The organism is Halovenus amylolytica (assembly GCA_004015825.1).
In the GTDB taxonomy this organism is placed as follows: domain Archaea; phylum Halobacteriota; class Halobacteria; order Halobacteriales; family Haloarculaceae; genus Halovenus; species Halovenus amylolytica.
The window spans coordinates 192,958-214,292 of record SAYS01000001.1 but is presented as its reverse complement, the minus strand read 5'-3'; the positions used below and the strand labels follow the sequence as shown (position 1 = coordinate 214,292).

General features: G+C 61.6%; 20 protein-coding genes and 1 tRNA gene. 11 read left to right on the top strand and 10 right to left on the bottom strand.

Features of this window, described 5'->3' with window-relative positions; translation table 11 throughout:
• Positions 1 to 332: 332 nt before the first annotated feature.
• Both EOW68_RS03080 and malA read right to left on the bottom strand, forming a co-directional pair.
• Positions 333 to 4,868, bottom strand: a complete 4,536-nt coding sequence (locus EOW68_RS03080; RefSeq protein WP_128223705.1) for a DUF7997 domain-containing protein — start codon at positions 4,866 to 4,868, stop codon at positions 333 to 335.
• Positions 4,869 to 4,990: 122 nt separating this feature from the next.
• The gene (gene malA, locus EOW68_RS03075; protein WP_128223704.1) at positions 4,991 to 6,979 is read right to left on the bottom strand and encodes an alpha-amylase MalA; all 1,989 of its coding nucleotides are present in this window, start codon (positions 6,977 to 6,979) and stop codon (positions 4,991 to 4,993) included.
• 126 nt (positions 6,980 to 7,105) lie between these two features.
• On the opposite strand from malA, the gene EOW68_RS03070 reads away from it, so the two are divergent.
• Positions 7,106 to 8,065, top strand: coding sequence for a nucleotidyltransferase family protein (locus EOW68_RS03070; protein ID WP_128223703.1), 960 nt, complete (start codon positions 7,106 to 7,108; stop codon positions 8,063 to 8,065).
• Between the two features lie 92 nt (positions 8,066 to 8,157).
• On the opposite strand, the gene EOW68_RS18405 is transcribed toward EOW68_RS03070, so the two are convergent.
• On the bottom strand, positions 8,158 to 8,283 hold the full coding sequence (locus EOW68_RS18405) for a hypothetical protein (RefSeq protein WP_431358716.1): 126 nt from the start codon (positions 8,281 to 8,283) through the stop codon (positions 8,158 to 8,160).
• Positions 8,284 to 8,432: 149 nt separating this feature from the next.
• Here EOW68_RS18405 and EOW68_RS03065 point away from each other — a divergent pair, with 149 nt between their 5' ends.
• The gene (locus EOW68_RS03065) at positions 8,433 to 8,780 is read left to right on the top strand and encodes a DUF7510 family protein (RefSeq protein ID WP_128223702.1); all 348 of its coding nucleotides are present in this window, start codon (positions 8,433 to 8,435) and stop codon (positions 8,778 to 8,780) included.
• A gap of 71 nt (positions 8,781 to 8,851) precedes the next feature.
• On the opposite strand, the gene EOW68_RS03060 is transcribed toward EOW68_RS03065, so the two are convergent.
• Positions 8,852 to 9,907, bottom strand: a complete 1,056-nt coding sequence (locus tag EOW68_RS03060; RefSeq protein WP_128223701.1) for a glycosyltransferase family 4 protein — start codon at positions 9,905 to 9,907, stop codon at positions 8,852 to 8,854.
• Positions 9,908 to 10,054: 147 nt separating this feature from the next.
• Here EOW68_RS03060 and malQ point away from each other — a divergent pair, with 147 nt between their 5' ends.
• Positions 10,055 to 11,545, top strand: a complete 1,491-nt coding sequence (malQ, locus tag EOW68_RS03055; RefSeq protein WP_128223700.1) for a 4-alpha-glucanotransferase — start codon at positions 10,055 to 10,057, stop codon at positions 11,543 to 11,545.
• Between the two features lie 13 nt (positions 11,546 to 11,558).
• Here the strand turns inward: malQ and EOW68_RS03050 are convergent, their stop codons facing one another.
• Entirely contained in the window at positions 11,559 to 12,410 is an 852-nt protein-coding gene (locus EOW68_RS03050; protein WP_128223699.1) for an eIF2B alpha/beta/delta subunit family protein, read from the bottom strand.
• Between the two features lie 87 nt (positions 12,411 to 12,497).
• Between EOW68_RS03050 and EOW68_RS03045 the strand changes: the two genes are divergently transcribed.
• Positions 12,498 to 13,880: a phosphoglucomutase/phosphomannomutase family protein gene (locus tag EOW68_RS03045; protein WP_128223698.1), complete on the top strand. Its 1,383-nt coding sequence runs from the start codon at positions 12,498 to 12,500 to the stop codon at positions 13,878 to 13,880.
• Between the two features lie 37 nt (positions 13,881 to 13,917).
• Here EOW68_RS03045 and EOW68_RS03040 read toward each other — a convergent pair whose 3' ends face one another.
• Positions 13,918 to 14,862, bottom strand: coding sequence for an ROK family protein (locus tag EOW68_RS03040; protein WP_128223697.1), 945 nt, complete (start codon positions 14,860 to 14,862; stop codon positions 13,918 to 13,920).
• Between the two features lie 3 nt (positions 14,863 to 14,865).
• Here EOW68_RS03040 and EOW68_RS18400 point away from each other — a divergent pair, with 3 nt between their 5' ends.
• The 3 genes from EOW68_RS18400 to rtcA all read left to right on the top strand — a co-directional run bounded on the left by EOW68_RS18400 (position 14,866) and on the right by rtcA (position 16,982).
• Entirely contained in the window at positions 14,866 to 15,159 is a 294-nt protein-coding gene (locus EOW68_RS18400; protein ID WP_431358715.1) for a PIN domain-containing protein, read from the top strand.
• A 51-nt stretch (positions 15,160 to 15,210) separates the two neighbouring features.
• On the top strand, positions 15,211 to 15,678 hold the full coding sequence (locus EOW68_RS03030; RefSeq protein ID WP_128223696.1) for a pyruvoyl-dependent arginine decarboxylase: 468 nt from the start codon (positions 15,211 to 15,213) through the stop codon (positions 15,676 to 15,678).
• A 290-nt stretch (positions 15,679 to 15,968) separates the two neighbouring features.
• The gene (rtcA, locus tag EOW68_RS03025) at positions 15,969 to 16,982 is read left to right on the top strand and encodes an RNA 3'-terminal phosphate cyclase (RefSeq protein ID WP_128223695.1); all 1,014 of its coding nucleotides are present in this window, start codon (positions 15,969 to 15,971) and stop codon (positions 16,980 to 16,982) included.
• Positions 16,983 to 17,059: 77 nt separating this feature from the next.
• Here the strand turns inward: rtcA and EOW68_RS03020 are convergent, their stop codons facing one another.
• From EOW68_RS03020 to EOW68_RS03010, 3 genes are all read right to left on the bottom strand, one after another.
• Positions 17,060 to 17,266 carry a DUF8149 family protein gene (locus tag EOW68_RS03020; RefSeq protein ID WP_128223694.1) on the bottom strand — a complete coding sequence of 69 codons (207 nt, stop codon included), beginning with the start codon at positions 17,264 to 17,266 and terminating at the stop codon, positions 17,060 to 17,062.
• Positions 17,267 to 17,319: 53 nt separating this feature from the next.
• A complete protein-coding gene (locus EOW68_RS03015) occupies positions 17,320 to 17,520 on the bottom strand; it encodes a hypothetical protein (protein ID WP_128223693.1) in 201 nt (66 codons plus the stop codon).
• 101 nt (positions 17,521 to 17,621) lie between these two features.
• Entirely contained in the window at positions 17,622 to 18,746 is a 1,125-nt protein-coding gene (locus tag EOW68_RS03010) for an RNA ligase (RefSeq protein ID WP_128223692.1), read from the bottom strand.
• An 85-nt stretch (positions 18,747 to 18,831) separates the two neighbouring features.
• Between EOW68_RS03010 and EOW68_RS03005 the strand changes: the two genes are divergently transcribed.
• Positions 18,832 to 19,524, top strand: coding sequence for an RNA ligase partner protein (locus EOW68_RS03005; RefSeq protein WP_128223691.1), 693 nt, complete (start codon positions 18,832 to 18,834; stop codon positions 19,522 to 19,524).
• Here the strand turns inward: EOW68_RS03005 and EOW68_RS03000 are convergent.
• A complete protein-coding gene (locus EOW68_RS03000) occupies positions 19,521 to 19,703 on the bottom strand; it encodes a DUF7836 family putative zinc-binding protein (protein ID WP_128223690.1) in 183 nt (60 codons plus the stop codon). The two genes, EOW68_RS03005 and EOW68_RS03000, sit on opposite strands and share 4 nt — an antisense overlap.
• A 164-nt stretch (positions 19,704 to 19,867) precedes the next feature.
• On the opposite strand from EOW68_RS03000, the gene EOW68_RS02995 reads away from it, so the two are divergent.
• The 3 genes from EOW68_RS02995 (at position 19,868) to EOW68_RS02985 (ending at position 21,261) form a co-directional block, all read left to right on the top strand.
• Positions 19,868 to 19,938 (top strand) — tRNA-Gly (locus EOW68_RS02995).
• 502 nt (positions 19,939 to 20,440) lie between these two features.
• A complete protein-coding gene (locus EOW68_RS02990) occupies positions 20,441 to 20,848 on the top strand; it encodes a hypothetical protein (protein ID WP_128223689.1) in 408 nt (135 codons plus the stop codon).
• Entirely contained in the window at positions 20,818 to 21,261 is a 444-nt protein-coding gene (locus EOW68_RS02985) for a plastocyanin/azurin family copper-binding protein (RefSeq protein ID WP_431358714.1), read from the top strand. Before EOW68_RS02990 ends, EOW68_RS02985 begins: the two co-directional genes overlap by 31 nt.
• Positions 21,262 to 21,335: the final 74 nt, after the last annotated feature.

The following is a 21,335-nucleotide window of genomic DNA, read 5'->3' as shown; positions in this document are numbered from 1 at the left end:
AAGCGGCTTGAAGAGTACAAGTTGAACCGGATTCGTGCAGTGGAGTATATGTAAGTTAAAATATTAACTCAATTTCGAATTCCAGTAAACTTTATCATCCCGTGGCCACAACGGACTGTTGATGCCCGAGATCACCGTGTCACCCGAACTGCGCCAGAAACTCGAACGATACGACGACCCGGAGAAGGTAATCTGGAACGGCGTCGAGAGAGCCGAGCGAGCACTAGAACTGGATCGGTAGCGACAGAGTCTCATTCTTCGTTTGTTCGTACGCTACGACGAGTGTTCTAAGAGGTTACTGCGAGTTCGATTTCGAAAGAAGGGGTTGTCGCTTACAGCTGGAGTCGCCAGACAGTCGTCCCGGCCTGCTGGAGATTCTCGCTGTCAGCGGCGGCGACGACCACCTGATTTGCACCCGGTTCGACGTCGAGTGCCGTCTCGAATTCGCCGTCTTCGACAGTCATGAAGGCGCTGTCGGTCGGCGTCTTCGCCGCGACGCGGACGCCAGTCGTCTCGCCGGAGATGACGAGTTCGTTGCCGCGGAACTGGGTGTCGACACGCAGCGCGGGGCTGCGGTCGGGTTCGTGAATACCCTCTTCGAGGTACCGCTCGCGGACGAAGTCTGGCGTTTCGACCGGTTCACCCGCACTGACACCGTGTGCGAGGCGGACGTACTGTGCCATCGCCCACGCGAGTGGCGTCGCAGCGCCGGTCCCCTCGCCGAACTCCCAGCCGTACTCGGTGCTGTGTTTCCGGTCCCAGACCTGCTCCGGGATCATCCGACCGGAGTTCGCGAAGTTCTGGATCGTCTTCAGGCAGTCCTCGGCCGGCAGCGTCACGTTCTCGGTGACCAGTTCGTACTCACCACGTTCACCGGTGAGCAGTGGCCAGAGACGGCCTTTCCCGTGGTTTTCGACCGACCACGGCGCACCCTGGTCACCACGGCTACGCTCACCGTAGCCGTCGCCGTTGTACCGATAGAAGCCAGCGGCCGGTTCGGCATCGACACGGATCGTGTCGTCGACTTCCTTGACGGAGTTTCGCATTACCTCGTCGTCGGCCGGCTTGATACCCATCCGGACGAGATCGAGGAAGCCACCGTCGATGATCTCCCGTTCGTCGAGCGTCGGCCCGTTGTTCGCGAGCGTGCGGAGATGGCCGGCCTCCGGATCGCCGTCCCGCGTGACACGGACGTAGTACGGTGTGTTCGTGTGCTGTGTCGTCCCGGTCTCGGTTGCCGTCCAGGCCTCGACGTTGTTCGCCCAGTTGTCGGCGAGTGCGAGCCAGACCAGCGCATCCGCGTACCGCTCGGTGTCGATCGCAAGTTTGCCCGCACAGGCCAGTCCTGCGATCTCGGCTGCGATCGACGAGGGTGAGTAGCCCGATTCTTCTTCCCAGCGTTCCTGGGCCGATTTCGGCCCGTTCCGGGCGACGTAATCGGCAGAGCGCCGGATGTTCTCGAAGCTGTAGTTCACATCGTCGAAGGTAATGCCAGCCTCGGCGAGGTGGTAGGCCATCACCTGCGGATAGGAGATGTTGTCCATCTGCTCGCCGCCCCAGCGGGTGATCCCGTTGACGTAGGTGTTCTGCGGGATGAAGCCAGTCTCGTCTTGCTGGTACTCGTAGATATACTCGAGCTGGTTGGTCGCGATCTCCATCGAGTCGACGATGTCGAAGGCGGTGAAGACCTGGTAGAGATCACGCGACCAGACGAAGTTGTAGCCGTACCCTTTCGGCTCCTCGGAGTTGACGGCCACACCCCACGGCACCGACGGCGAGGCCAGCGAGGCACCGTGGTAGGTCTTGTCCTCGACGGCCATCAGCGTCATCAGCGACGTGCGGTACTGGTCTGCCAGCGCCTGATCGTCGGCGACCGAGTCCGGCAGCGGTTTGTCCGAGAGATACGAGCGCCAGGATTCGGCGTACTCCGCACTCACGGTCTCGTAGCCGCGGTCGAGTGCACCGTCGGCTTCACCGACCGCTGCGGCGGTATCTGCCTGCCGGGCGAAGCCGAGCGCGAGTGACTCGTCGAGATCGGTCCCGGAGCCGAGCCGGCCGATCAGCACGACGTTCTCGCCGTCGAGCGAGCTGATCGGGTCCGGCAGCTCGCCTCTGGAGTACAGCTGGTCGAGGCGGTCACCGCCACCGGCACCGACTGTCGCCCAGTCGAACCGGTTCTCGGCGACCAGCGCCACCGCGATCGAGTACTCGTTCCCGTCCTTGTCGGCGAGTAGCTGGTTGTCCGTCTGCCCGGTGTACCCTTCGGGGTTGCGGGCGACGAGGTGGTAGTTCCCCCAGTTGCCGTAGGTTCGGCCGCTGTCCTCGTAGGCTGTCGAGGTGAGCGAAACGTCTGCGACGGAGAACAGATCGTAGCTGTGCTTGTCTTTGGCTTCGAAGGTCACAGAGGCGACGATCGCGTCGTGTTGTGGATCTGCTGCGTACTCGACGGTCAGCTCCCACTCGTGGCCCTGTCCGTCGCCGGTTTCGACGAAGACGTGCCGGAAGGAAAGCGACTCGTTGTCGACGGGTTCGACACGGCGTTCGATCGTGTCCTCCTTGCGGCGGTCCTCGCGGTGTGTTCTGGCCGCGTAATCGTCCTCCGAGGTACATCTGACCAGGAAATCCAGTGTCCGCAGATTCATCAGATCGACCTGCGGGAACCGTGCCTCGGTCAGTGCACCCTCCGTGAGTGTAAACCAGACACGGGAGGGATCCTGTGCGTTGTGGTCGGCGACGGTGCCGACACCGAACTTCTCGCCGGTCGTCCAGGTCGGCCGTTCACTCGGGGCCTCGGTCTCGGCCGACGTCGTCGGCAGCGCGTTCAGATCGTCGAGCATCGCCGTCGCGTGGAGTCGCAGCGCGTGCGACCAGCCGAGCGGACTCGCACTGTCGAGATCACCGTCGTCGAAGACCTGCTCGGCGAGATAGCCCGCGTCGGTGACGAGCGGTCCGTCCTCCGTAATCAACTCGTAGAGGTCACCGCTGCGAGCCATGTACGCGTCGCCGTTGCGGCCGCGGTCGTTCAGGAGGACGCCGACGCGCGCTGCGGCGAGTGCGCCCATCGCGGTCGTCACGGACCAGATCTTCTCGCCGTCCTGCTCCGCGGTCCGCCAGCGGTCGCCCTCGTAGCGGGCGAGTCCCGCGACGCGGCTCTGGCGTGGGTTCCGGAACAGCGTATCGAGCGTCGTACTGACGTGATCCGCGAGGCGGTCGATCTGCTCGTCAGAGAGGGAGACACCTTCGATCGCATCGTAGGCCTGCAGCGAGCGAGCGATCGTCAGCGCGGCCGCATCGATGCGGTGATCTGGCTCACCGTCCTCCAGGCGCATCAGATAGACCTCGAGTTCCTCGTCCCAGAGGTTGTCGAGTCCGTCGATGACCCGCTCCGCGCCGGCGAGCGCCTGCTCTTCGATCTGTTCGCCCATCGGGGAACGGACGACAGAAGCGAAGGCGTCGATGTACGCCGCGGCGGTGTGTGCGAACTGACCGTTCATGTCCTCCCAGACGTTCTGGCAGGTGTTTGGGAGGTCGTTGTCGGCGATATCCGCGGTCAGTGCGTCGATCGCGTTCGTGATCGTCTCCCGGATCGTCCCCCGGAGTTCGTCGCCGAGATCGTTGCCGCGTTTGTGAAGCAGTGTCGCGAGGAACGCGGTCACCGAGGCCGTCTGGTCGGCCTGGTACTCGGGAGATTCCTCGTTGCCTTCGACGTTCGCGTTCGCCCAGCCGGGGGCGAGCGAGCCATCGGTCGCCCAGACCCGGTGGGGCCAGGTGCCATCCGACAGCTGGCGTTCACAGAGGAACTGAGCGCTCTCGGCCAGCATATCCTCCGTCTCCAGATCGAGCCGACTGCCCGCTTCGAGGAGATGCCGGTTGACCGACGCGTCGTCGCGGAACCAGACGTAGCCGTACCCCCCGGAGTTCGCGTAGAAGGGATCGAACTCCGGCGCTGCGATCCGGCCACCGGCCGGCGAGGAGAGGAGATCCATCACGCGCAGATCCGTCCGGATCGTCTCCGCCCGCGGCATCGATTCGTCGATGTTGATCCGTGTCCGGTCGCGAGCCGCCTCCCGGAGATCGCTGGTACTGGAGTGATCGGCCGCACAGGAGCGGAGATCAGCGAGCGCCATATCGCGGGTGATCTCGTCGTGATCCGACAGCTGGCTGATCAGCGTCGTGCTCGTGGAGCGACCCGACCGGTCCAGCGGTGCCGTCACCAGGAAATCGCCGGTGAGCCGGGTCTGTTCGTGGCGTTCCGTCGGTTCACGACGCGGGAAATCAACGGGGAAGTCGTCCAGGATCTCGGCGAGGCGTTCGGGTCGCTCGCCGTCGATCGTATCCAGCCCCGTCGAAGCAGTGAGGTAGTCGTGTTCGTGTCTGTGGTAGACTTCGAGGATCCGCGAATCGTTCGGACCACCGTGCTCGTGGATCAGCGCACCGACACCTGTGTCTTTGCCCTCTGGAGCCATCGTCACGAAGGCAACGAGTTTCGCGTCTGCCGGCACTGCGCCGCGCATCTCGACGTGCATGACGTGGGCACGACCCAGCGTCAGGTCGTACTGATGGACAGTAAACGAGCCGGCGTCGTACTCGGTTTCGACCAGACGGGTGTCGCGGTAGTAGTGCTGTCTGATCGTGTCCATCTCGTTGAACCACCAGGTTTCGTCCCCAGTCAGGATGCCGAATCTGGAGCGATCGATACCGTGGAGTCCGGATAGAGAGTCAGAGTAATCACGAATGGAGCCGTCCGTACTGACGTGCACCAGGCGACCTGCGTGCCCAGCGAAGGATCCGGACGTCGTTCGATTTTCTTCTGGGAAGCGCTCGTCACGAAAGTGTTTGTAATCGTTGAGCGCTGTCGTAAGCCGCATACCTACCACAACAGCACAGGAGGTATAAATCTCTGCGGTTTCACACAACACTTCAGTGTCAGTCACCACCACCGCTGGCTGTCGGTTTTGCAAAAAACTGCTCGGAAAAGGTGACTGTTGGGTTACAGTTCGTCCGGATTCGTCGGGACGACCACGACGTTGTCGACGGTGACCTCGCCATCACCTGTCAGAACATCGTCACCGGAGATAGCGTCGGTACCACCCGTGACAGGCACGCTGACGGTTGCCTCCCCCTCGCCGAAGTTGAGAACGACGACGGCGGCTTCGTCCTGCGTCGCGCGTGCGTACGCAGTGACGCGGTCCTTTGCACCCGACGTGACGTCGTAGTCGACGCGTGCGGTGCCTGCCTCGGCCGACAGGGCTGGCTCCTCGTGACGGACGTTCGCGAGTGCTCTGACGTGGTCCTGGATATCCTCGTGGGCGTGCTCCCAGGCGAGATCGTCCCGGCGGCCGCGCTGGCCGAACTCCTGGCCGGCGTAGACCATCGGCGCGCCAGGAAGCGTGAACACCGCACCCATCGCGGCCTCGGCCGACGGCCGGTCACAGTCCGCGAGATAGCGGGATTCGTCGTGGTTCTCGCTGTAGAGCATGAAGCCGGCGTGGTCGGGGAAGCCGGTGTCGACGCGGTCGTCGATGGCATCCAGCACCGAGTCGGCGTTCTGGCCGTGGCCGATCTGCCGGAGCGTGAAGTAGGTCGTCGAATCGAAGTGCATATCGAACAGCCCCGCCTGGAAGTCCGGGATATACGGGATCGTCTCGTCCAGGAGCAGGAACTCGCTGTCGTGGGCCTTGCAGCGGTCGTGTAGCTCACGCCAGAAGTTATCCGGAACTGCCCAGGCCATATCACACCGGAAGCCGTCGACCAGCGGCATCCACTTGTCGACCGCATCGAGCAGGTGCCGGCGGACCTTCAGGTTCCCGAAGTTGAAGTTCGCGATGTGTTCCCAGTCGAAGTAGGTCCCCGGCTCGGTCTCACTTTGCCATTCGTACCAGTCGCGGTACTCGCTACCCGGCCCCTCGTTTGCGTTCTGGAAGTACGGGTGTGTCCGGGCGGAGTGGTTCAACACGACGTCGAACAGCACTTTCAGCCCGTGATCGTGGGCTTTCTCGACGAGTTCTTTGTAGTCCTCGCGCGTACCGAGATCGTCCGCGATCGAGAAGAAGTCGGTGATGTTGTAGCCGTGTGGGGCGTGATCGTTCTGCAGCACTGGCGTGAGCCAGAGCACGTCGACCCCGAGTGACTCGATGTAATCCAGCCGATCGATGATCGCGTCGAACGGTGATTCGTCCTCGTCGCTCTGGCCGTTGAACGAACGGACGTAGATCTCGTAGATGAACGACTCTTCGGCCCACGCCGGTGGGACATAGGGCCGGTGTGTCTCGATCGAGTCACCCTCGCGGGTGAACTCCGCCATATCCGGGACGCTGTGACCGTACTCGCCGATCGCGACGGCGTGTACGCGGGCGCGGTCCGGCAGCGTGTCGACCGGAATCCGTAGCTCGCGGTCGTCGATCGTGACGTCCTCGGGGTCGATATCGTCCCGATCGTCGAGGACGAACTCGACATCGAGATCGGCGTCGGTTTCGGCACCGCCCGGATGTGCGCTCGGATCGGCGCGCACGACTGCTTCGTCGCCCTCGACGACGGGATAGAGCGCGAGGCGCGGCCGTCCACCGCCTTCGGCGGATCCCATCATCGTCTCTCGACCGCTTTCGCCACCGCTGAGACCGCTCCGACCGCTGATGCCGCTCTGACCGCTGTAGCCGCTGCGGCCACTGCGGCCACTGCGGCCGCTGCGACCACTCTGGCCACTGCGGCCCGCGACACCTTCCGTGCCGGCTGCGCCGCCGCCCGGGAATACACGGACAGTGAGGGTGTGTTCCCCCTCGGGCGCGGTGAGTTTCACGACGTAGGTTCCCGGAACGTCGGGAACGAGATGTTCGACCGAGCTGTCTCCGAGCGATTCGTCCGAATCCGCTGGACGCTGTACAACCTCCCATGCGTAGGTTTCCTCCGGATCCGGGTCACGCGGTGCGAGCTCGACACTCTCACCCGTGCCCACGAATCTCGGCGGACCAGGATGGTTCATATCCCAACTGCTCTGGTCACTAACTTGTGCTTTGCGATAAGTACGTCCCTAATATGACATGAGCGATATAAACAGATCCTGTCAGTTACCGATCGAATTTTAAACCTGACATTCGACGTTGGCCGCATGGAAGCTGTAGTACTAGCAGGTGGGTACGCAACGCGTCTCTGGCCAATTACGAAGAATCGACCGAAGATGCTGCTCCCAGTCGGCGAGACGACGGTCATCGACCGGATTCTGACCGGGCTGGAGGAGGACGAACGGGTCGAAAATATCTATCTGTCCACGAACGAGGCATTTGCCGACGAGTTCGAGACACACATCGACCAGGAGGGGTACGAGAAGACGCAGCTGTCGGTCGAGGATACCTCGGACGAAGCCGAGAAGTTCGGTGTCGTGGGCGCGCTCGCACAGCTCGTCGAGCGCGAGGGGGTCGACGACGATCTGCTCGTGATCGCCGGTGACAACCTGATGGGATTCCACATCAGCGAGTTCATCGACGACTTCGAAGAGCACGGCACACCGACGCTGGCGGCCTACGACGTCGGTAGCCGCGAGAAGGCCAAATCCTACGGGCTGGTCGAACTCGACGGCGACCGCGTCGTCGGTTTCCAGGAGAAACCCGACGATCCAAACAGCACGCTCGTCTCGATCGCGTGTTATGCCTTCCCCGAGGAGAGTATCCTCTTCGACAAGTACCTCTCGGGCGACAACAACCCGGACGAGCCCGGCTGGTTCATCCAGTGGCTGCAGGAAGAAGAGGCCGTCCACGCCTTCCCGTTCGAGGACGACTGGTACGACATCGGCTCGCCCGCGAGCTACCTCGAAGCCGTCGAGTGGGAACTCGACGGCGGACAGCTCATCGCCGAGGACGCAACTGTGGAGGGATCGGAGATCGGCGAGAACGTCCACATCCTGCCCGGTGTCGAGGTCGTCGACTCGACGATCAACCGGTCGATCATCTTCCCGAACACGACCATCGAAAATAGTGCCGTCGAGGGCTCGATTGTCGACAAAGAGTCCACCCTGACGGACGTCGAACTCGATGGAGCAGTGATCGGCGAGAACACGGACGTTACGAAATAACTACTCCGGCGGCTGCCACCCAGTTTTTTATCGGAAAATCGCACCGACCGAGAGCCGTCTGTCTCGTGATGCAGTCGTCGTCCAATCTGGAATTACTGGATCGGCGAGCCGCCACAGCCGACACAGACCCACTTCTCGTCAGTCGTTCGGGTTAGCGGTGCGTTGCAACTCATGCACTTCATCTTCGCATTCCGCGCGTTTCGTGGATAGCGTCCCATGATCTCGTGTATACGAGGTGAAACCAAATAGCTATGCATTGGTAAGCTGCGGGATACTTTCTGTGAGGGGGATTGTGGGGTGGTGTCAGCGTTCGAGTCGGGAGAAAGATTGGCGAAGTAATAAGTGGGCGTCCGTTGACTATTCGAACATGAGCGACACAGCCGAACCTCCGGCGGACGACAAGCCAGTCAGTTTCAACATGAACATCCGCGACGGACGGACAGAGATCCGCGTCTCGGGGGACCGGGATACCTCCGTCATCGTCTACTCGATGGAGGGGACGGAGAAGATCTACCTCCCGCCGGAGGATTTCGACCGCGAGGCGGAACGGGACCAGGGGGCCTACGACAGCCCGTACCGCTCGGGAAGTGGCGCACAGGACAGCCCCTACGACACCCACCCCGACGCCGGCTCCGTGACCGGGCTAGAACCGACCGCTGACGGCTACATCATCAACCACCCGGAGCCAGTCGCCAGCGTCCAGTTCCTCCGCTGAAAACTGTTGTTGTCGGTTTTGCCGAGTCCTGTCGCTGGGAGCGCTGTGGCGGAAAAACAGAGGTGGCCGCGTTAGTTTTCTTCGAGAACCTCGTTGTAGAACTCGACGTGTTCGTCGGCGACGTCTTCCCACGTTCGTTCCTCGTACTCGATCGGCGAGTCCAGCGAGAGGGCGTACTCGATGCCGTCGGCGATCGACTGCGAGTTCGGTTCGACCTCGATCACACAGTCCTCGGGGAGCAACTCGGCTGCGCCGCTCCGGCAGGCGACAACGCGCGTTCCGGCGGAGAGTGATTCGACGATGGTGATCCCGAACGGTTCGGCCAGCGACGGCGAGACGAACAGGTCCGCGCTGGCGTAGTAGTCACCGAGTTCCTCCTGTGGCAGGAAGCCCTCGAAGATGATCTGATCCTCGATGTCGAGCAGTTCGGCGAACTTTTGCAGCTGATCGGTCAGATGGCCCTTCCCGCCGAGTACCAGCGTCAGATCGTCGCGCTGGCACTTCGAGAGCCCGTACAGCAGGTATGATAGTCCCTTCTGGTCGGTGTGTCGCCCGACGAAAAACAGCATCTTGCCGTCGATATCCAGCTCCTCTTTGAGATCCCGTCCGGTCGTCTCGACCGACGAGAAGCCGTTGTAGATGACAGAAGAGTCGGCGTCGTACTGTTCCTGAATGCGCTCGCGCGTGAACTCACTGACCGCGACGAGGTGATCCGAACGGTTCGCCAGGCGCTGTTCGGTCTGGACCTCCCGGGTCGGCGGATTCACGTTGCGGTCGGCCGACAGCGAGTGGAAAGTCGTGATCCACTCGACGTCCGTCGTCGATGCCGCGCGCGAGCCAGGGTTGTAGCCGAACCAGTCGTTCGTGTGGATAATGTCGGCGTCTTCCGCGTGCTCAGCGAACTCGCCAGCGAGCCGGCCGATCCGCGTGATGATATCGCCCTGCCCCGTCGAAACGCCGTGGATCCCCTCGCGGTCCTCGGGGGCGTACTCCTCCGGCAACACCAGTTCGAACTCGACGTCGTCTCTCGGTTCGAGCTGTTCGTACAGTTCGCCAACCACTGTGTCGAGCCCGCCTGTGATGTTTGGTGGAAATCCCCAGCCGAGCATTAGGACCTTCGGTGGCATACCCCTATCTCCGAGGGCCTGTTACATAAAAGTCGACGTACACTTCCCGTCGGCCTGCCGACGACGGCAGGATCGGCAATCACTGGGTCAGGTGGGAACGGGTCGAGTTGGGGAATTGGTAAATAGCTGTCCTGGCAAATGTATCGTATGCGCTTCGAACGTCAGAGTGGTGTCTTCCTGCATCCGACCTCACTGCCGAGTCCACACGGGATCGGGGATCTCGGTGCAGGCGCCTACGAGTTCGTCGACTTTCTCGCACAGGCCGATCAGTCACTATGGCAGTTCTGCCCGCTTGGCCCGACATCCCAGGCACACGCCAACTCGCCGTACCAGTCTTACTCCGCCTTTGCGGGCAGTCCGCTGCTGATCGATCTCAGACAGCTCGCGGAGGATGGCTATCTCACCGACGAAGAGATCGAGCCACGCGACGACTTCTCGTCACACCACACCAAATACGAGGCTGTCGCAGAGTTCAAAGAACAGCGACTCCGGACCGCGAAGGAGCGATTCGACGAGCACGCGGGCGAAAGCGAGCGCTCGGAGTTCGAAGCGTTCTGCGAGCGCGAGTCGGGCTGGCTCGACAATTACGCGCTGTTTATGGCGCTGAAACAGGAGTTCGGCGGCGATCTCTGGACGAACTGGCCACACGAGGTGAAAACGCGCCAACCGGACGCACTCGACGAATACCGCGAAAAGCTGGCCGACGAGATCGAACACCACAAGTTCCTGCAGTGGCAGTTCGACACACAGTGGCAGGCAGTCGCCGACTACGCCGACGAACAGGGGATCGGACTCGTCGGCGATATCCCGATCTACGTCGCGCTCGACTCCGCCGACGTCTGGTCCGATCCGGATATCTTCCTGCTCGACGAGAACAACAACCCGACCGACGTGGCCGGTGTGCCGCCGAACCCCGGCGACGACGGCCAGAAGTGGGGGAACCCGGTCTACGACTGGGACGTGCTCGAACAGAACAACTACCAGTGGTGGCTCGACCGGTTCGAGCGCCTCTTCGAGCAGGTGGATATCGCACGCATCGACCACTTCAAGGGATTCGACGAGTTCTGGGCGATCCCGGCCGGTGCGGACGATCCGGGTGCGGGCATGTGGAAGGAGGGACCGGGCGCGGACTTCTTCGAGACCGTCGAGCGCGAACTCGGCGACGTCCCCTTCTTCGTCGAGGATCTGGGCTTTCTCGACGAGTCCATCGCACAGTTGCGCGATCAGTTCGACTTCCCGGGGATGTCCGTCCCGCAGTACGCGAACTGGTGTGAGGGCGGACACATGTACCAGCCGATGAACTTCCCCGAGCAGACGGTCGCCTACACCTCGACCCACGACACGAACACGATCGTCGGCTACTACCGCGAACTCAACGACCGACAGCGCGAATGCCTGAACTACAACCTCGGAACCGAGGGCGAGGAGATCCACTGGGATATGATCGAGGCCGTCTGGAACTCGAACGCTGTCGTCGCGATGACGACGATGCAGGATCTGCTCGGGCTGGACAGCGACGCCCGGTTCAACACACCGGGGACGGCGAAAGGAAACTGGGGCTGGCGGGTGACCGAGGACGGGATCGACCCCGACATCGCCGAGCGGCTCCGGATGGTCACCGATCGGACGATCCGGTAACTCCGGGGGAGGGTCAAAACTGGATAACTGCGTCTTCGGTGACGACGTTGTCGAGTAGCCGAGTCGGCGTCGCGTCGTAGCCCGGGTTGGCGACCGCGAACCCTTCGGCCGGTTCGAGGAGTACCTCGGAAGCGACCCGGTAGTTGTTCTCGAAGGTGAACCCGCTCCCGATGAACTTCGCCGAGGAGCCGACGACGGTGACGGGAACCTCGCTATCTTTGGCCGTCGCGGCGATCGGGTAGGTGCCGATACGGTTGTAGACGGTGTTGTCGATGAGACAGTTCATGCCGAGCAGGACGCGGTCACACTCCGCGAGGTAGTGGCCCGCGGCGCTGTCGACGATCAGTGTCACGTCGACGTTTTCTTTCTCCGAGAGCTGTCTGGCCGTCCGTCGACCGAGAAAGCGCGGTCGCGATTCGGTGACGTAGAGGTCGATCGATTTGCCCTCCTCGAGGACGTGTTCGAGCGTCTGCATCACCGTCGAGGAGTTCTCGTGAGTCAACAGCGTATCCCCGTCCTCGATCAGCGACGCCGCCTTCGAACCCGCACCCTCCTTGCTCGACTGGACTTTCTCGACGACCGAATCGATGGTGTCGAGCAGGATTTCTTTTGCCTCTTCGACACTCTCCGCGTCGGACTCGGTGACGTCGTTGACGATCCGTTTCTGGGTGGTGTACAGCGGGGCATGCGAGCGGTTCGCACGCAGGAGTGCGTTGCTGTTTCGCTCGACGGCACGGTAGAAATCGTGGACAGTCTGGTACTCCCGTTCGTCGAGTTCGCGGAGGGCTCGTGCTGCTTTCACAGCGACGATCGATGCGCTTTGAGTCTGCATATCCTCGATCTGGCGGACAGTCTCGTCGATCATATCATCATGTGTGTTATCCACCGGTATGGTTGTTTGCACTACCGGATCTCCCGCAGTTTTAAGCATTGGCCGGTTGACGACTCAACCATGGATGACGTGATCTCATTCGGGACAGATGGGTGGCGAGATACACTGGACAAATTCACCACACCGCGGGTGAAGAAGGTCGGACAGGGTGTGGCGACACACCTCAGGGAGGAAGGCCACGAGGGCGGGACTGTCGCCGTCGGCTACGACGCGCGTGAGACGTCGCCGGGATTCGCTGACGATCTTGCCGAGGTACTGACTGCCAACGGCTTCGACGTGGTGATGCCCGAGCGGGACCGACCGACGCCGCTGACGGCCTACGCGATCGTCGACCGGGATCTGGCCGGCGCGCTGATGCTGACCGCATCGCACAACCCACCGGAGTACAACGGTGTGAAGTTCATCCCCGAAAGCGGCGCGCCAGCGCTGCCGGAGGACACCGAGTCGATCGAATCGAACCTCGCAGATCCGGACCCACTGCCGGAGGAGGACCACGGCGAGGTCCACGAGGTCGATTTTGTGGAGCCCCATTTTGAGCACGCTCTAGAGTTACTCGAACCGGAGATCGACGGCGACGTCGACGTACTCTACGACGCGATGCACGGCAGCGGTCGGGGGACGACGGACGCACTGCTGGAGCAGGGGGGTGTCAACGTCGAGCGGATCCGGTGTGAGACCGATCCGACCTTCGGCGACGGTTCGCCGGAGCCAGCACCGGAGTATCTCGAAGAGCTGATCGAACGGGTGACCGACGGCGAAGCGGATCTCGGTATCGCCAACGACGGCGACTCGGACCGGCTGGCGGTCATCACGCCCGAGCGTGGCTACCTCGACGAGAATCTGTATTACGCTGCAATCTACGATTACCTGCTCGAATCGGACGAAGGGCCGGCGGTCAGGACGGTCTCGACGACGTTCCTCATCGACCGCATCGCACAGGCCCACGGCCAGGAGGTCGCGGAGACCGCAGTCGGCTTCAAGTGGGTCGCCCAGGGGATGTTGGAACACGATGCCCTGATGGGCGGTGAGGAGTCGGGTGGCTTCTCGGTCCGTGGCCACATCCGCGAGAAAGACGGCGTCCTGATGGCGCTTCTCTCCGCGATTGCCGAAAGCGAGGAGTCACTCGACGACCGCGTCGACCGGCTTCTCGAAGAACACGGCGAGATCCACCAGGGCAAGATCGGGATCGAGTGTCCGAACGACCAGAAAGAGCGTCTGATCGACGATCTCGGCGACGAGATCCCCGAGTCGGTCGCGGGAGAGTCCATCGAGAACGTCGTCAAGATCGACGGCTTCAAACTACTCATGAGTGATGGCTCGTGGGTGCTCGTACGCCCGAGCGGCACCGAACCGAAGATGCGCGTCTACGCCGAGGCGGGCTCTGCCGAGCGTGTCGACGAACTGCTCGAAGCCGGCCGGTCGCTGATCGAAAAAGTGCTGTAAACGGGCGGGCTCCCCGCGTTCAGCGCCTCAACTCTTCTCACTGACAGCCGTTGTTGATCGCGCTCGCGAGCGCACCTTTGACGACCACGTCGTCGCCGAGCGTCGTCAGGCGGATATCTGGAACGTTCGTCATGACGAGTTCGGGCACCTGCTCGCGGAGTCGTTCGATGATGATATCTGGATTGTTCAGTGCGACTGCGCCACCGATGTAGATGACGATCGGGGCGTAGGCGTGGACGAGACTCACGACTCCCTGTGCGTTCCACTCGGTCATCCGATCGATGACGTAATCGGCAAACTCGTCCTCGCCGGCCAGAGCGAGGACATCGGCAGCAGAGAGGTCGGGATCATCGACAGCCAGTTCGGTTTCCTGGCCCTCGTGGAGTTCCTTCGCGTACAGTGGAATATTCTCCCCGGAGCAGTACGCTTCCCAGTGGCCACGTTTGCCACAGCCACAGGACATGACGCCGTCTGAATCGAGCGTGATGTGACCGACCTCGCCAGCGTTGCCGTCCCAGCCGGAGAGCACAGTCCCGTCGACGATGACGCCAGCGCCGATCCCTGTCGAGATGGTGAGATAGATCATGTTGTCGGGGTTGTGATCGGCGTAAAATCGTTCGCCGATCACCCCGGCGTTCGCGTCGTTGTGCAGCGAGACCGGGCCGTGGATGAGGTTTTCGATCGGACCGGTCAGCGGGATCTGGTCGATCGAATCGGGGAGGTTGGCGGGGTTCCGGACCGTCCCCTCCGCGCGATCCAGCGGACCGATCGAGCCGACACCGGCGGCTGTGATCGCGGTGGGTTTCTGGCCCGCGTTCTCACAGGCCTTCCGGAGTGTTTCGAGGACTGCCTCCGTGACTGTGATGCCGGCTGGACCCTGTGGCGTCTCGTGTTTCGCGGTGCCGTGTACGGCTCCCGTCTCGTCGCCGACGATTGCCCGTATGTTTGTTGCACCAAGGTCGACGCCCGCATACCAGGCCATGGTGTGCCCAATGCAGTACAGAATATAAGTAGCTTGGATTTCCTCCGATTCTGGTCAGAACTCCCCGTGATCCCCTCACTCGTCGCGTTCGAGTTCTACAAATCCTGTACCGATCGATCGCAGATGGAACAGGCGCGGAGACAGCTGACCAACACACTGGATCGTATTATCGATTTCACCGACGAGACAGCTCTCGAAGCGGCATACCTGGACGAGAGGCTGAAGTCGGAGGAAATTACGCTTTCGCCTGTCGATCTGCTCGATCTGGCCGATGTCGATATCGTCCACACGTCTTGAAACGCAGGGCAAATCGCCACGCTCAAATCACCACAGCCTCGCAGTCAGTGTATGATCCGGATCGTCTGGGGGACTGGCCACGCCGCGACGGAGAAGGCTTCCTTCGATACCGCGCTGGCCGAGGCTGGCCTCCACCAGTACAATCTCCGGACGCTCTCCTCTGTGATCCCGGCAGGCCCCACGCTCGAACTGACTGGGACGGCACCCGATCTCGGTCCGACAGGGAACGCCCTCGATGTCGTGCTGGCACGGCAGACGAGCCCACCGGCTGCGCGCGCCGCAGCCGGACTCGCCTGGGCCCGCGACGACGACGAGACGGGGGTGTTCTACGAAGTCGAGGACACCGACCCCGAGACCGTCAGGGAACTGCTTCGGGCGGGAATCGAGCGTGGCTGTTACATCCGCGATATCGATTACTCGGGTGTCGAGACGAAGGTGATTACCGCTGACTCTGCGCCCGACCAGTATACGACTGCTGTCGTCGTGGCTGTCTACGGCGAGAGTAAACCGTTGCTCTGAGTTTTTGCTGGAGTATCAGGTCAAGGACGTTCAATCGCGAGGTCAGTTTCCAAGACGACTACGAACAGCAAGAAAGCCCCCGGGCGCTCGATTGCTGCGACTCGCTGCGGTCCTCGCGTTGCTGCGGTCCTTACTTCGTCTCGCCTATCGAGCGCCCGGCCCCTTTCAGACCCGCCCGGCCCGGAAAGTCACGTCGGGCGGGACGTTCTTGCTGTTTTGTCCAATTCTCCAGATAGAACGGACCAATACAACACTGCTCTTTATTCTACCCGCCAAACAAACCACACCCAATGCGAGAGATCGACGGGAGCGAGGGTGGCGGGCAGATCCTCCGGAGTGCGCTCGCACTCGCAGCCGTAACCGAAAGAGCGATCCGGGTCACCGGGATCCGTGGGAACCGCCCGACGCCGGGGCTGAAACCACAGCATCTCACCGTCGTCGAAACGCTCGCCGAGATCACCGACGCGACAGTCGAGGGCGCAGAGCAGGGCGCGGAGACGATCGAGTTCGATCCCGGGCCACCACGAGGGGGCGAACTGACCGTCGAAATCGGTACTGCGGGCAGTATCTCGCTGCTCTTCGACGCGATCTTGCCGCTCGCAACGAAACTGACTGAACCGCTGTCGGTGACCGCGACCGGCGGAACGGAGGTCAAGTGGTCGCCGCCACTCGTGACCCACGAACAGGTGAAACTCCCACTCTGTCGTCGATTCGGACTCCACGCCGCGATCGAGCGCAATCGGACTGGCTTCTATCCGGCCGGTGGTGGCAGTGCAACACTGCATCTCCAGTCGACCGACCTCTCCCCGCTCGAATCGAGCGAGCGCGGCGAACTGGTCGCCGCGCGATGTTACTCCATCGTCTCGGCAGATCTCGTGAAAAGTGACGTCGGCATTCGGCAAGCAGAGAGCGCCAGTAACCACCTCGAACGCCAGGGGATCGACGTACAGACCGAGCAGATCAGCCGCGTCGAGACGAAATCGACCGGCACCGCGCTGGCGGTCGAACTCGAATACGAACAGACACGGGCCGGCTTCGATGCACTCGGCGAGCGAGGAGTTCCCGCAGAGGAGATCGCTACCAACGCTGTCGATGCCGCCGTTGCGTTCCACCGGAGCGACGCTGCCGTCGACAGACACCTGGGCGATCAGTTGCTCGTCGTCCTCGCGCTCGCAGGTGGCGAGCTTTCGATCCCTTCGGTCACCGATCACATCGCGACGAGTCTCGACGTACTCGAACGGTTCGGACTGGAATGTGAACTCGACGAGTCGGGCGCAGTCCCGACGATCACCGCGCCCGAGTAGGAGGGTTCCTCGGGACCGGCAGCTGATCAACAACTGGAGGGACCGACGAGCAAGAAAAATACCGGTGTGACACGCGCTCAGTCGAGCAGTCCGAGATCCTCGGCGACGAGGTTCTGGAGCTGTTCGGCGAGATCCGGATCGACGTGTGCGATCTCCTCGCCGTCGTGGAGCCGCTCGTTGTGCCGTTCGAGACTGTCGGCGACGTCTTCGGCGGGAATTCGAGTCGTCGTCTCACACTCCGGGCAGATGATCGGCACGTCTGGACTGTCCTCACTGGTCGACATACCTCCCCGTAGAGCACCACCCCTCTTTGATGTTGTGTACGGCTGCCGGGGGGCTACGTGGAGTCCTCGGTCGGTTCGGCGTCGTCGATCACGTCGACGAACCCGTGGTGGTCGATCGTATCGACAGCCTCCGACTCCGCCGAGTCGACGATTTCACGGTCACCGATCTCGACAGTCTGTGCGTCTGTAACGGTCGTTTCTCCGGTGACGGACTCGAACAGCGATTTGAGTTTGTCTGTTTCGTCTGTTGACATTATTTTCGCCCCCGTGGTAGCCCTGGCAGTTGCCGGGGACTTTGTTAGACAGATTCTACGGCCCATTTTCAGCAGTGAAACCAGGAAGACGGACACTCACATTACTCGTCCCGTGTTCCACCCGAGAGGTAGTGGTCGATCTGATCCCGTGTCGACTGTGCAACTTTGACGAACTCGACGACACGCTGGCCATCTTCGTGCTGATCGTGCAGGATTTCCATGGTCAACCCCTGGTCACGGAGGTGCGCGAGAAGTTGCTCGACAACCGCAGGCTCTGCCCTGACGGTGTGGATTTCTCCGACAGGGTCGCCACGCTCGACACGCCGGATCGCCTCGACGAAGGGAAACAGGATGGACTCGCCAAGGTCGTGGGCGCGTTCCCGGACTCTGTCCGGCGCTTCCTCGAACTCGACGGCCTGGAACCCGTCCCGGATGACCCGCGAAAAGAGGAAATCACGGCCGTACTCGAAGGGGACGGAAAACGCGTGTGCCAGATCGGCGTGGTGTTGCGCTTCGGTGGTGTACTTCACCAGTGCGGTCCCGTCGGCTGATTTCATCACCACACCTTCCCGCCCGGCATCGTCGAGATCCTGTATGGCATCCCGGACTGTTTCGACGGCTCTGTCGGGATCACTGCGGCCGAACTGGCGGGGCTGTGGAAGATCGTAGCGGTCACAGAGGTCGTCGCGGTCCGCCACCGGGAGTGGGTCACCCGACTCGCGATCCCGGATATCGAAGACCCGGACCGCATCCGAACTGATACCCTCGTAGTCGTGGTCGGTGTACGGCGTCTCCGGACCGATCAACTCCGCACAGAGCATCTTCCCCGGGTGGTCGGTAAAAAACTGGTCGAGGTCGAGCAGGTCACCGACACGGGCCGTGGTGTACGGGCAGACGTAGCCACTCCGGGTGAACGCGAGTAACTCGCCGGGAGCCGCGACGCGGACGTTGAACCCGTTGAGTTTCTCTTCGACGACCACGCTGTCGTCGGGCTCGAAAAATTCGGGGATACCGGTTTCGGCGACGAGAACACGTGGGATACTCGGGTAGCCACGGACGATCCCTTCGTCCTCGACGACGACGGTGCCGCGTTCGAGTCCGTGGCGTGCGTCTGTCAACACGTAATGTGCGTTCCCGCCGACGTATCGACGCTCGAAGTGCTCGAACAGCTCGTCGGGATCGTCTGTCGCCGGATCGAGTCGCTCGATAATTCGTTCCCGGTCCATGTTGTACCTGCGTGAGACTCGACAAAAAGGACGGGGGGCGACCAGCAGGCGTGGATCTAAATATAGCAGTCCCCAACAGTGAACTATGTCGGGTGAACTCCCGCGCCAGCGGTTCGTGCTGGATACGTCACTCTTTATCACCGAGGAGATCCGGCGGGACGAGGAGTCACTGGAGGCCGCAGTGTTGCGATTACTCGACCTCGTCGCGACGGCGCGGCTGGAACTCAACATCTCCTGTTACATGCCCCCTTCGATTCACGCAGAGTTAGGGGATATGCTGCGCGAACGCGACGTCGACGACGAGGTGTTCTCCAGACTCGATACGTGGGTCGTCCGGAAGAGCCCCGACCGGTACGGCGTGACCATCCCGGCGAACATCGTCTACGAGTTCATCGACGAGATGAGTGACCGCGTCGACCGGGGGTTGCGCGTCTCGGAGGAGGCGATCCGCAAGGTCGAACAGCTCGATCCAGCGGAGTTACACAGTGACCCAGAGGGTGAGGAGCCCAGCGAGTACATGACCGAAGCCGATCGTGTTCTCTCTACCCTCCGGGACAAGTACCGGGGTGCACTCCGGCAGGGCGTGCTCGATTCGCGAGAGGATTTCGATCTCCTGATTCTGGCCCGGGAGCTGGAGGCCGGCGTGGTCACCGAAGACCGCGGGATCATCTCCTGGGCCGACGAGTTCGGCCTGCGATACGTCCGCGGGGGACAGTTCCCGACGCTGCTCGAAGAGTATCTCCGGGCGACCGGCTCCGAGAGATTGCAGGACGGCTAGGCGTGGAAGTTGTCCAGGATTTTGAGCCCCTCCTGTGTCGCGACGAACTCGTCGATCGGGCGGGTTGTCTCACAGTGCGGACAGACGAAATCCGTCCGACGGGGCGGAAGGTCGGACGGGTTCTCTTCCCACTGTTCGTTACAGCTCTGGCACTCGAGCGGTATCCAGCCTTCGCGCATATCTGATAGTTCTCATCGGATCGTAAAAATGGATTCGCTAGACGCGGGCAGCGAGCAGAAAATCCGAAAAGCCATAAACCAGGGTCGAAAAAGGTGTGGTACAGCGCCGGTGGTGAGTACCGGAACGGTACGAACCGCGGGGCGCGAGGAACGAAGAGACGAGCGCGCCGGTGGTCTAGTGGTAGGACCTGAGCCTTCCAAGCTCATGGCCCGGGTTCAAATCCCGGCCGGCGCATCGAGCGAACGGAGTGAGCGAGAGAGCAGGCCAGGATTTGAACCCTACCAGTCGCGCGCAGCGACCAGCGGGAGCGAGCACGTCTGGGTCCGGTTCAAATCCCGGCCGGCGCATGCGAGGCGTGAACGTGTGAGCGCCTCGGTTTTGCGAACGGGGAGGAACGACCCGTGAGCCATTTCTTCTGCGAACGACAGTGAGCAGTGAAATCGCCAGCGGGATTTGAATCACGGAAATCCGAGTGAAGCGAGGATTTCCATCGGGTTCAAATTCCGAGTGACTCCGTCACTCGGCGTTCGCAGGCGAAGCCTGCTCACTCCCGGCCGGCGCATACCTCGAAGCGGTTACGTATGCTTCTTTTCAGGTATCTTTAAAGAGAAATAAAGATGTCAAAGAAAGCTCAATGCCCGGATGTTTCGATACTACCCCGGCGCTGTACAGCGGTTTCAGAACGTGACAGGCTCAAAACAATAAAACCGACAGACGGCACGGGGGCGTTCAGTTAATGGAGAAAATCGGTAACGCTCCCATCGTCGGTGAGGCCGCGCGCGAGTACCTCAACGAACGCCGGTTCGAAGACTACTACGAATACAAAGAGCGACTGCTTCGATGGCTCCACTCACTCGGCAAAAACCCCGAGCGAACGGAAGGCTATGCGGATAGCACCGTCGCAAACGTGTCGTACAACATAGCTCGGTTCCATCTCTGGAACTGGAAAGAGACGGGAACCTACGGGACGAAGCCAACGGTAGACCGCGCAGATGTCGGTGTGGAGATCGGGCCCTGGTTCGGCGTGGCCGAAAAGACACGCAACGACCACGATGAATTGTCGTGCGACAACATACATTATATAGTATCACGATACCATGGCGCGGTTACACGATGGTTGAACGACGAGACGTTCTTCGAGTAGTTGGTACAGTCGCGATCGGAACGACACTTGCCGGATGTTCCGGAAGCCAAGACGACGGAGAAGAGGAAGAAGATGGAGGGGAGTCAGAAAGCAGTATCACTGAAGTCGACGTTGGACCAGAAAAGCGCCTTCGGTTCGAACCTGAAGAAGTTGAAATTAGCGTCGACGATACGGTCCAGTTCATCGCACGGAGCCAGGGGCACAACGTGACGAGCCATCCAGACGCGTCACCGAAATGCGAAAATCCGGAGGGAGCGGAACCGTTTACCTCCTACGAAGGAGAGTCACACTTCGCAATCATGGAAGTCGGCGAGACGTTAGAACACGAGTTTACTGTTCCAGGAGAGTACGTCTACGTTTGTACGCCACACGCAGGCCAGGGAATGGTTGGCACTATCATCGTCAACGAGTGACTGACATCGCCGAACCAAACCGGTCCGACAGACGCCTCCAGATCATTGGCGTGTGCCAAACTATACTTCATGAT

Coding starts and splice junctions, on each gene's coding strand:
- EOW68_RS03080 (WP_128223705.1), bottom strand. CDS start 4,868: ATGCGGCTTACGACAGCGCTCAACGATTACAAACACTTTCGTGACGAG.
- malA (WP_128223704.1), bottom strand. CDS start 6,979: ATGAACCATCCTGGTCCGCCGAGATTCGTGGGCACGGGTGAGAGTGTC.
- EOW68_RS03070 (WP_128223703.1), top strand. CDS start 7,106: ATGGAAGCTGTAGTACTAGCAGGTGGGTACGCAACGCGTCTCTGGCCA.
- EOW68_RS18405 (WP_431358716.1), bottom strand. CDS start 8,283: ATGGGACGCTATCCACGAAACGCGCGGAATGCGAAGATGAAGTGCATG.
- EOW68_RS03065 (WP_128223702.1), top strand. CDS start 8,433: ATGAGCGACACAGCCGAACCTCCGGCGGACGACAAGCCAGTCAGTTTC.
- EOW68_RS03060 (WP_128223701.1), bottom strand. CDS start 9,907: ATGCCACCGAAGGTCCTAATGCTCGGCTGGGGATTTCCACCAAACATC.
- malQ (WP_128223700.1), top strand. CDS start 10,055: ATGCGCTTCGAACGTCAGAGTGGTGTCTTCCTGCATCCGACCTCACTG.
- EOW68_RS03050 (WP_128223699.1), bottom strand. CDS start 12,410: ATGATCGACGAGACTGTCCGCCAGATCGAGGATATGCAGACTCAAAGC.
- EOW68_RS03045 (WP_128223698.1), top strand. CDS start 12,498: ATGGATGACGTGATCTCATTCGGGACAGATGGGTGGCGAGATACACTG.
- EOW68_RS03040 (WP_128223697.1), bottom strand. CDS start 14,862: ATGGCCTGGTATGCGGGCGTCGACCTTGGTGCAACAAACATACGGGCA.
- EOW68_RS03030 (WP_128223696.1), top strand. CDS start 15,211: ATGATCCGGATCGTCTGGGGGACTGGCCACGCCGCGACGGAGAAGGCT.
- rtcA (WP_128223695.1), top strand. CDS start 15,969: ATGCGAGAGATCGACGGGAGCGAGGGTGGCGGGCAGATCCTCCGGAGT.
- EOW68_RS03020 (WP_128223694.1), bottom strand. CDS start 17,266: ATGTCGACCAGTGAGGACAGTCCAGACGTGCCGATCATCTGCCCGGAG.
- EOW68_RS03015 (WP_128223693.1), bottom strand. CDS start 17,520: ATGTCAACAGACGAAACAGACAAACTCAAATCGCTGTTCGAGTCCGTC.
- EOW68_RS03010 (WP_128223692.1), bottom strand. CDS start 18,746: ATGGACCGGGAACGAATTATCGAGCGACTCGATCCGGCGACAGACGAT.
- EOW68_RS03005 (WP_128223691.1), top strand. CDS start 18,832: ATGTCGGGTGAACTCCCGCGCCAGCGGTTCGTGCTGGATACGTCACTC.
- EOW68_RS03000 (WP_128223690.1), bottom strand. CDS start 19,703: ATGCGCGAAGGCTGGATACCGCTCGAGTGCCAGAGCTGTAACGAACAG.
- EOW68_RS02990 (WP_128223689.1), top strand. CDS start 20,441: ATGGAGAAAATCGGTAACGCTCCCATCGTCGGTGAGGCCGCGCGCGAG.
- EOW68_RS02985 (WP_431358714.1), top strand. CDS start 20,818: ATGGTTGAACGACGAGACGTTCTTCGAGTAGTTGGTACAGTCGCGATC.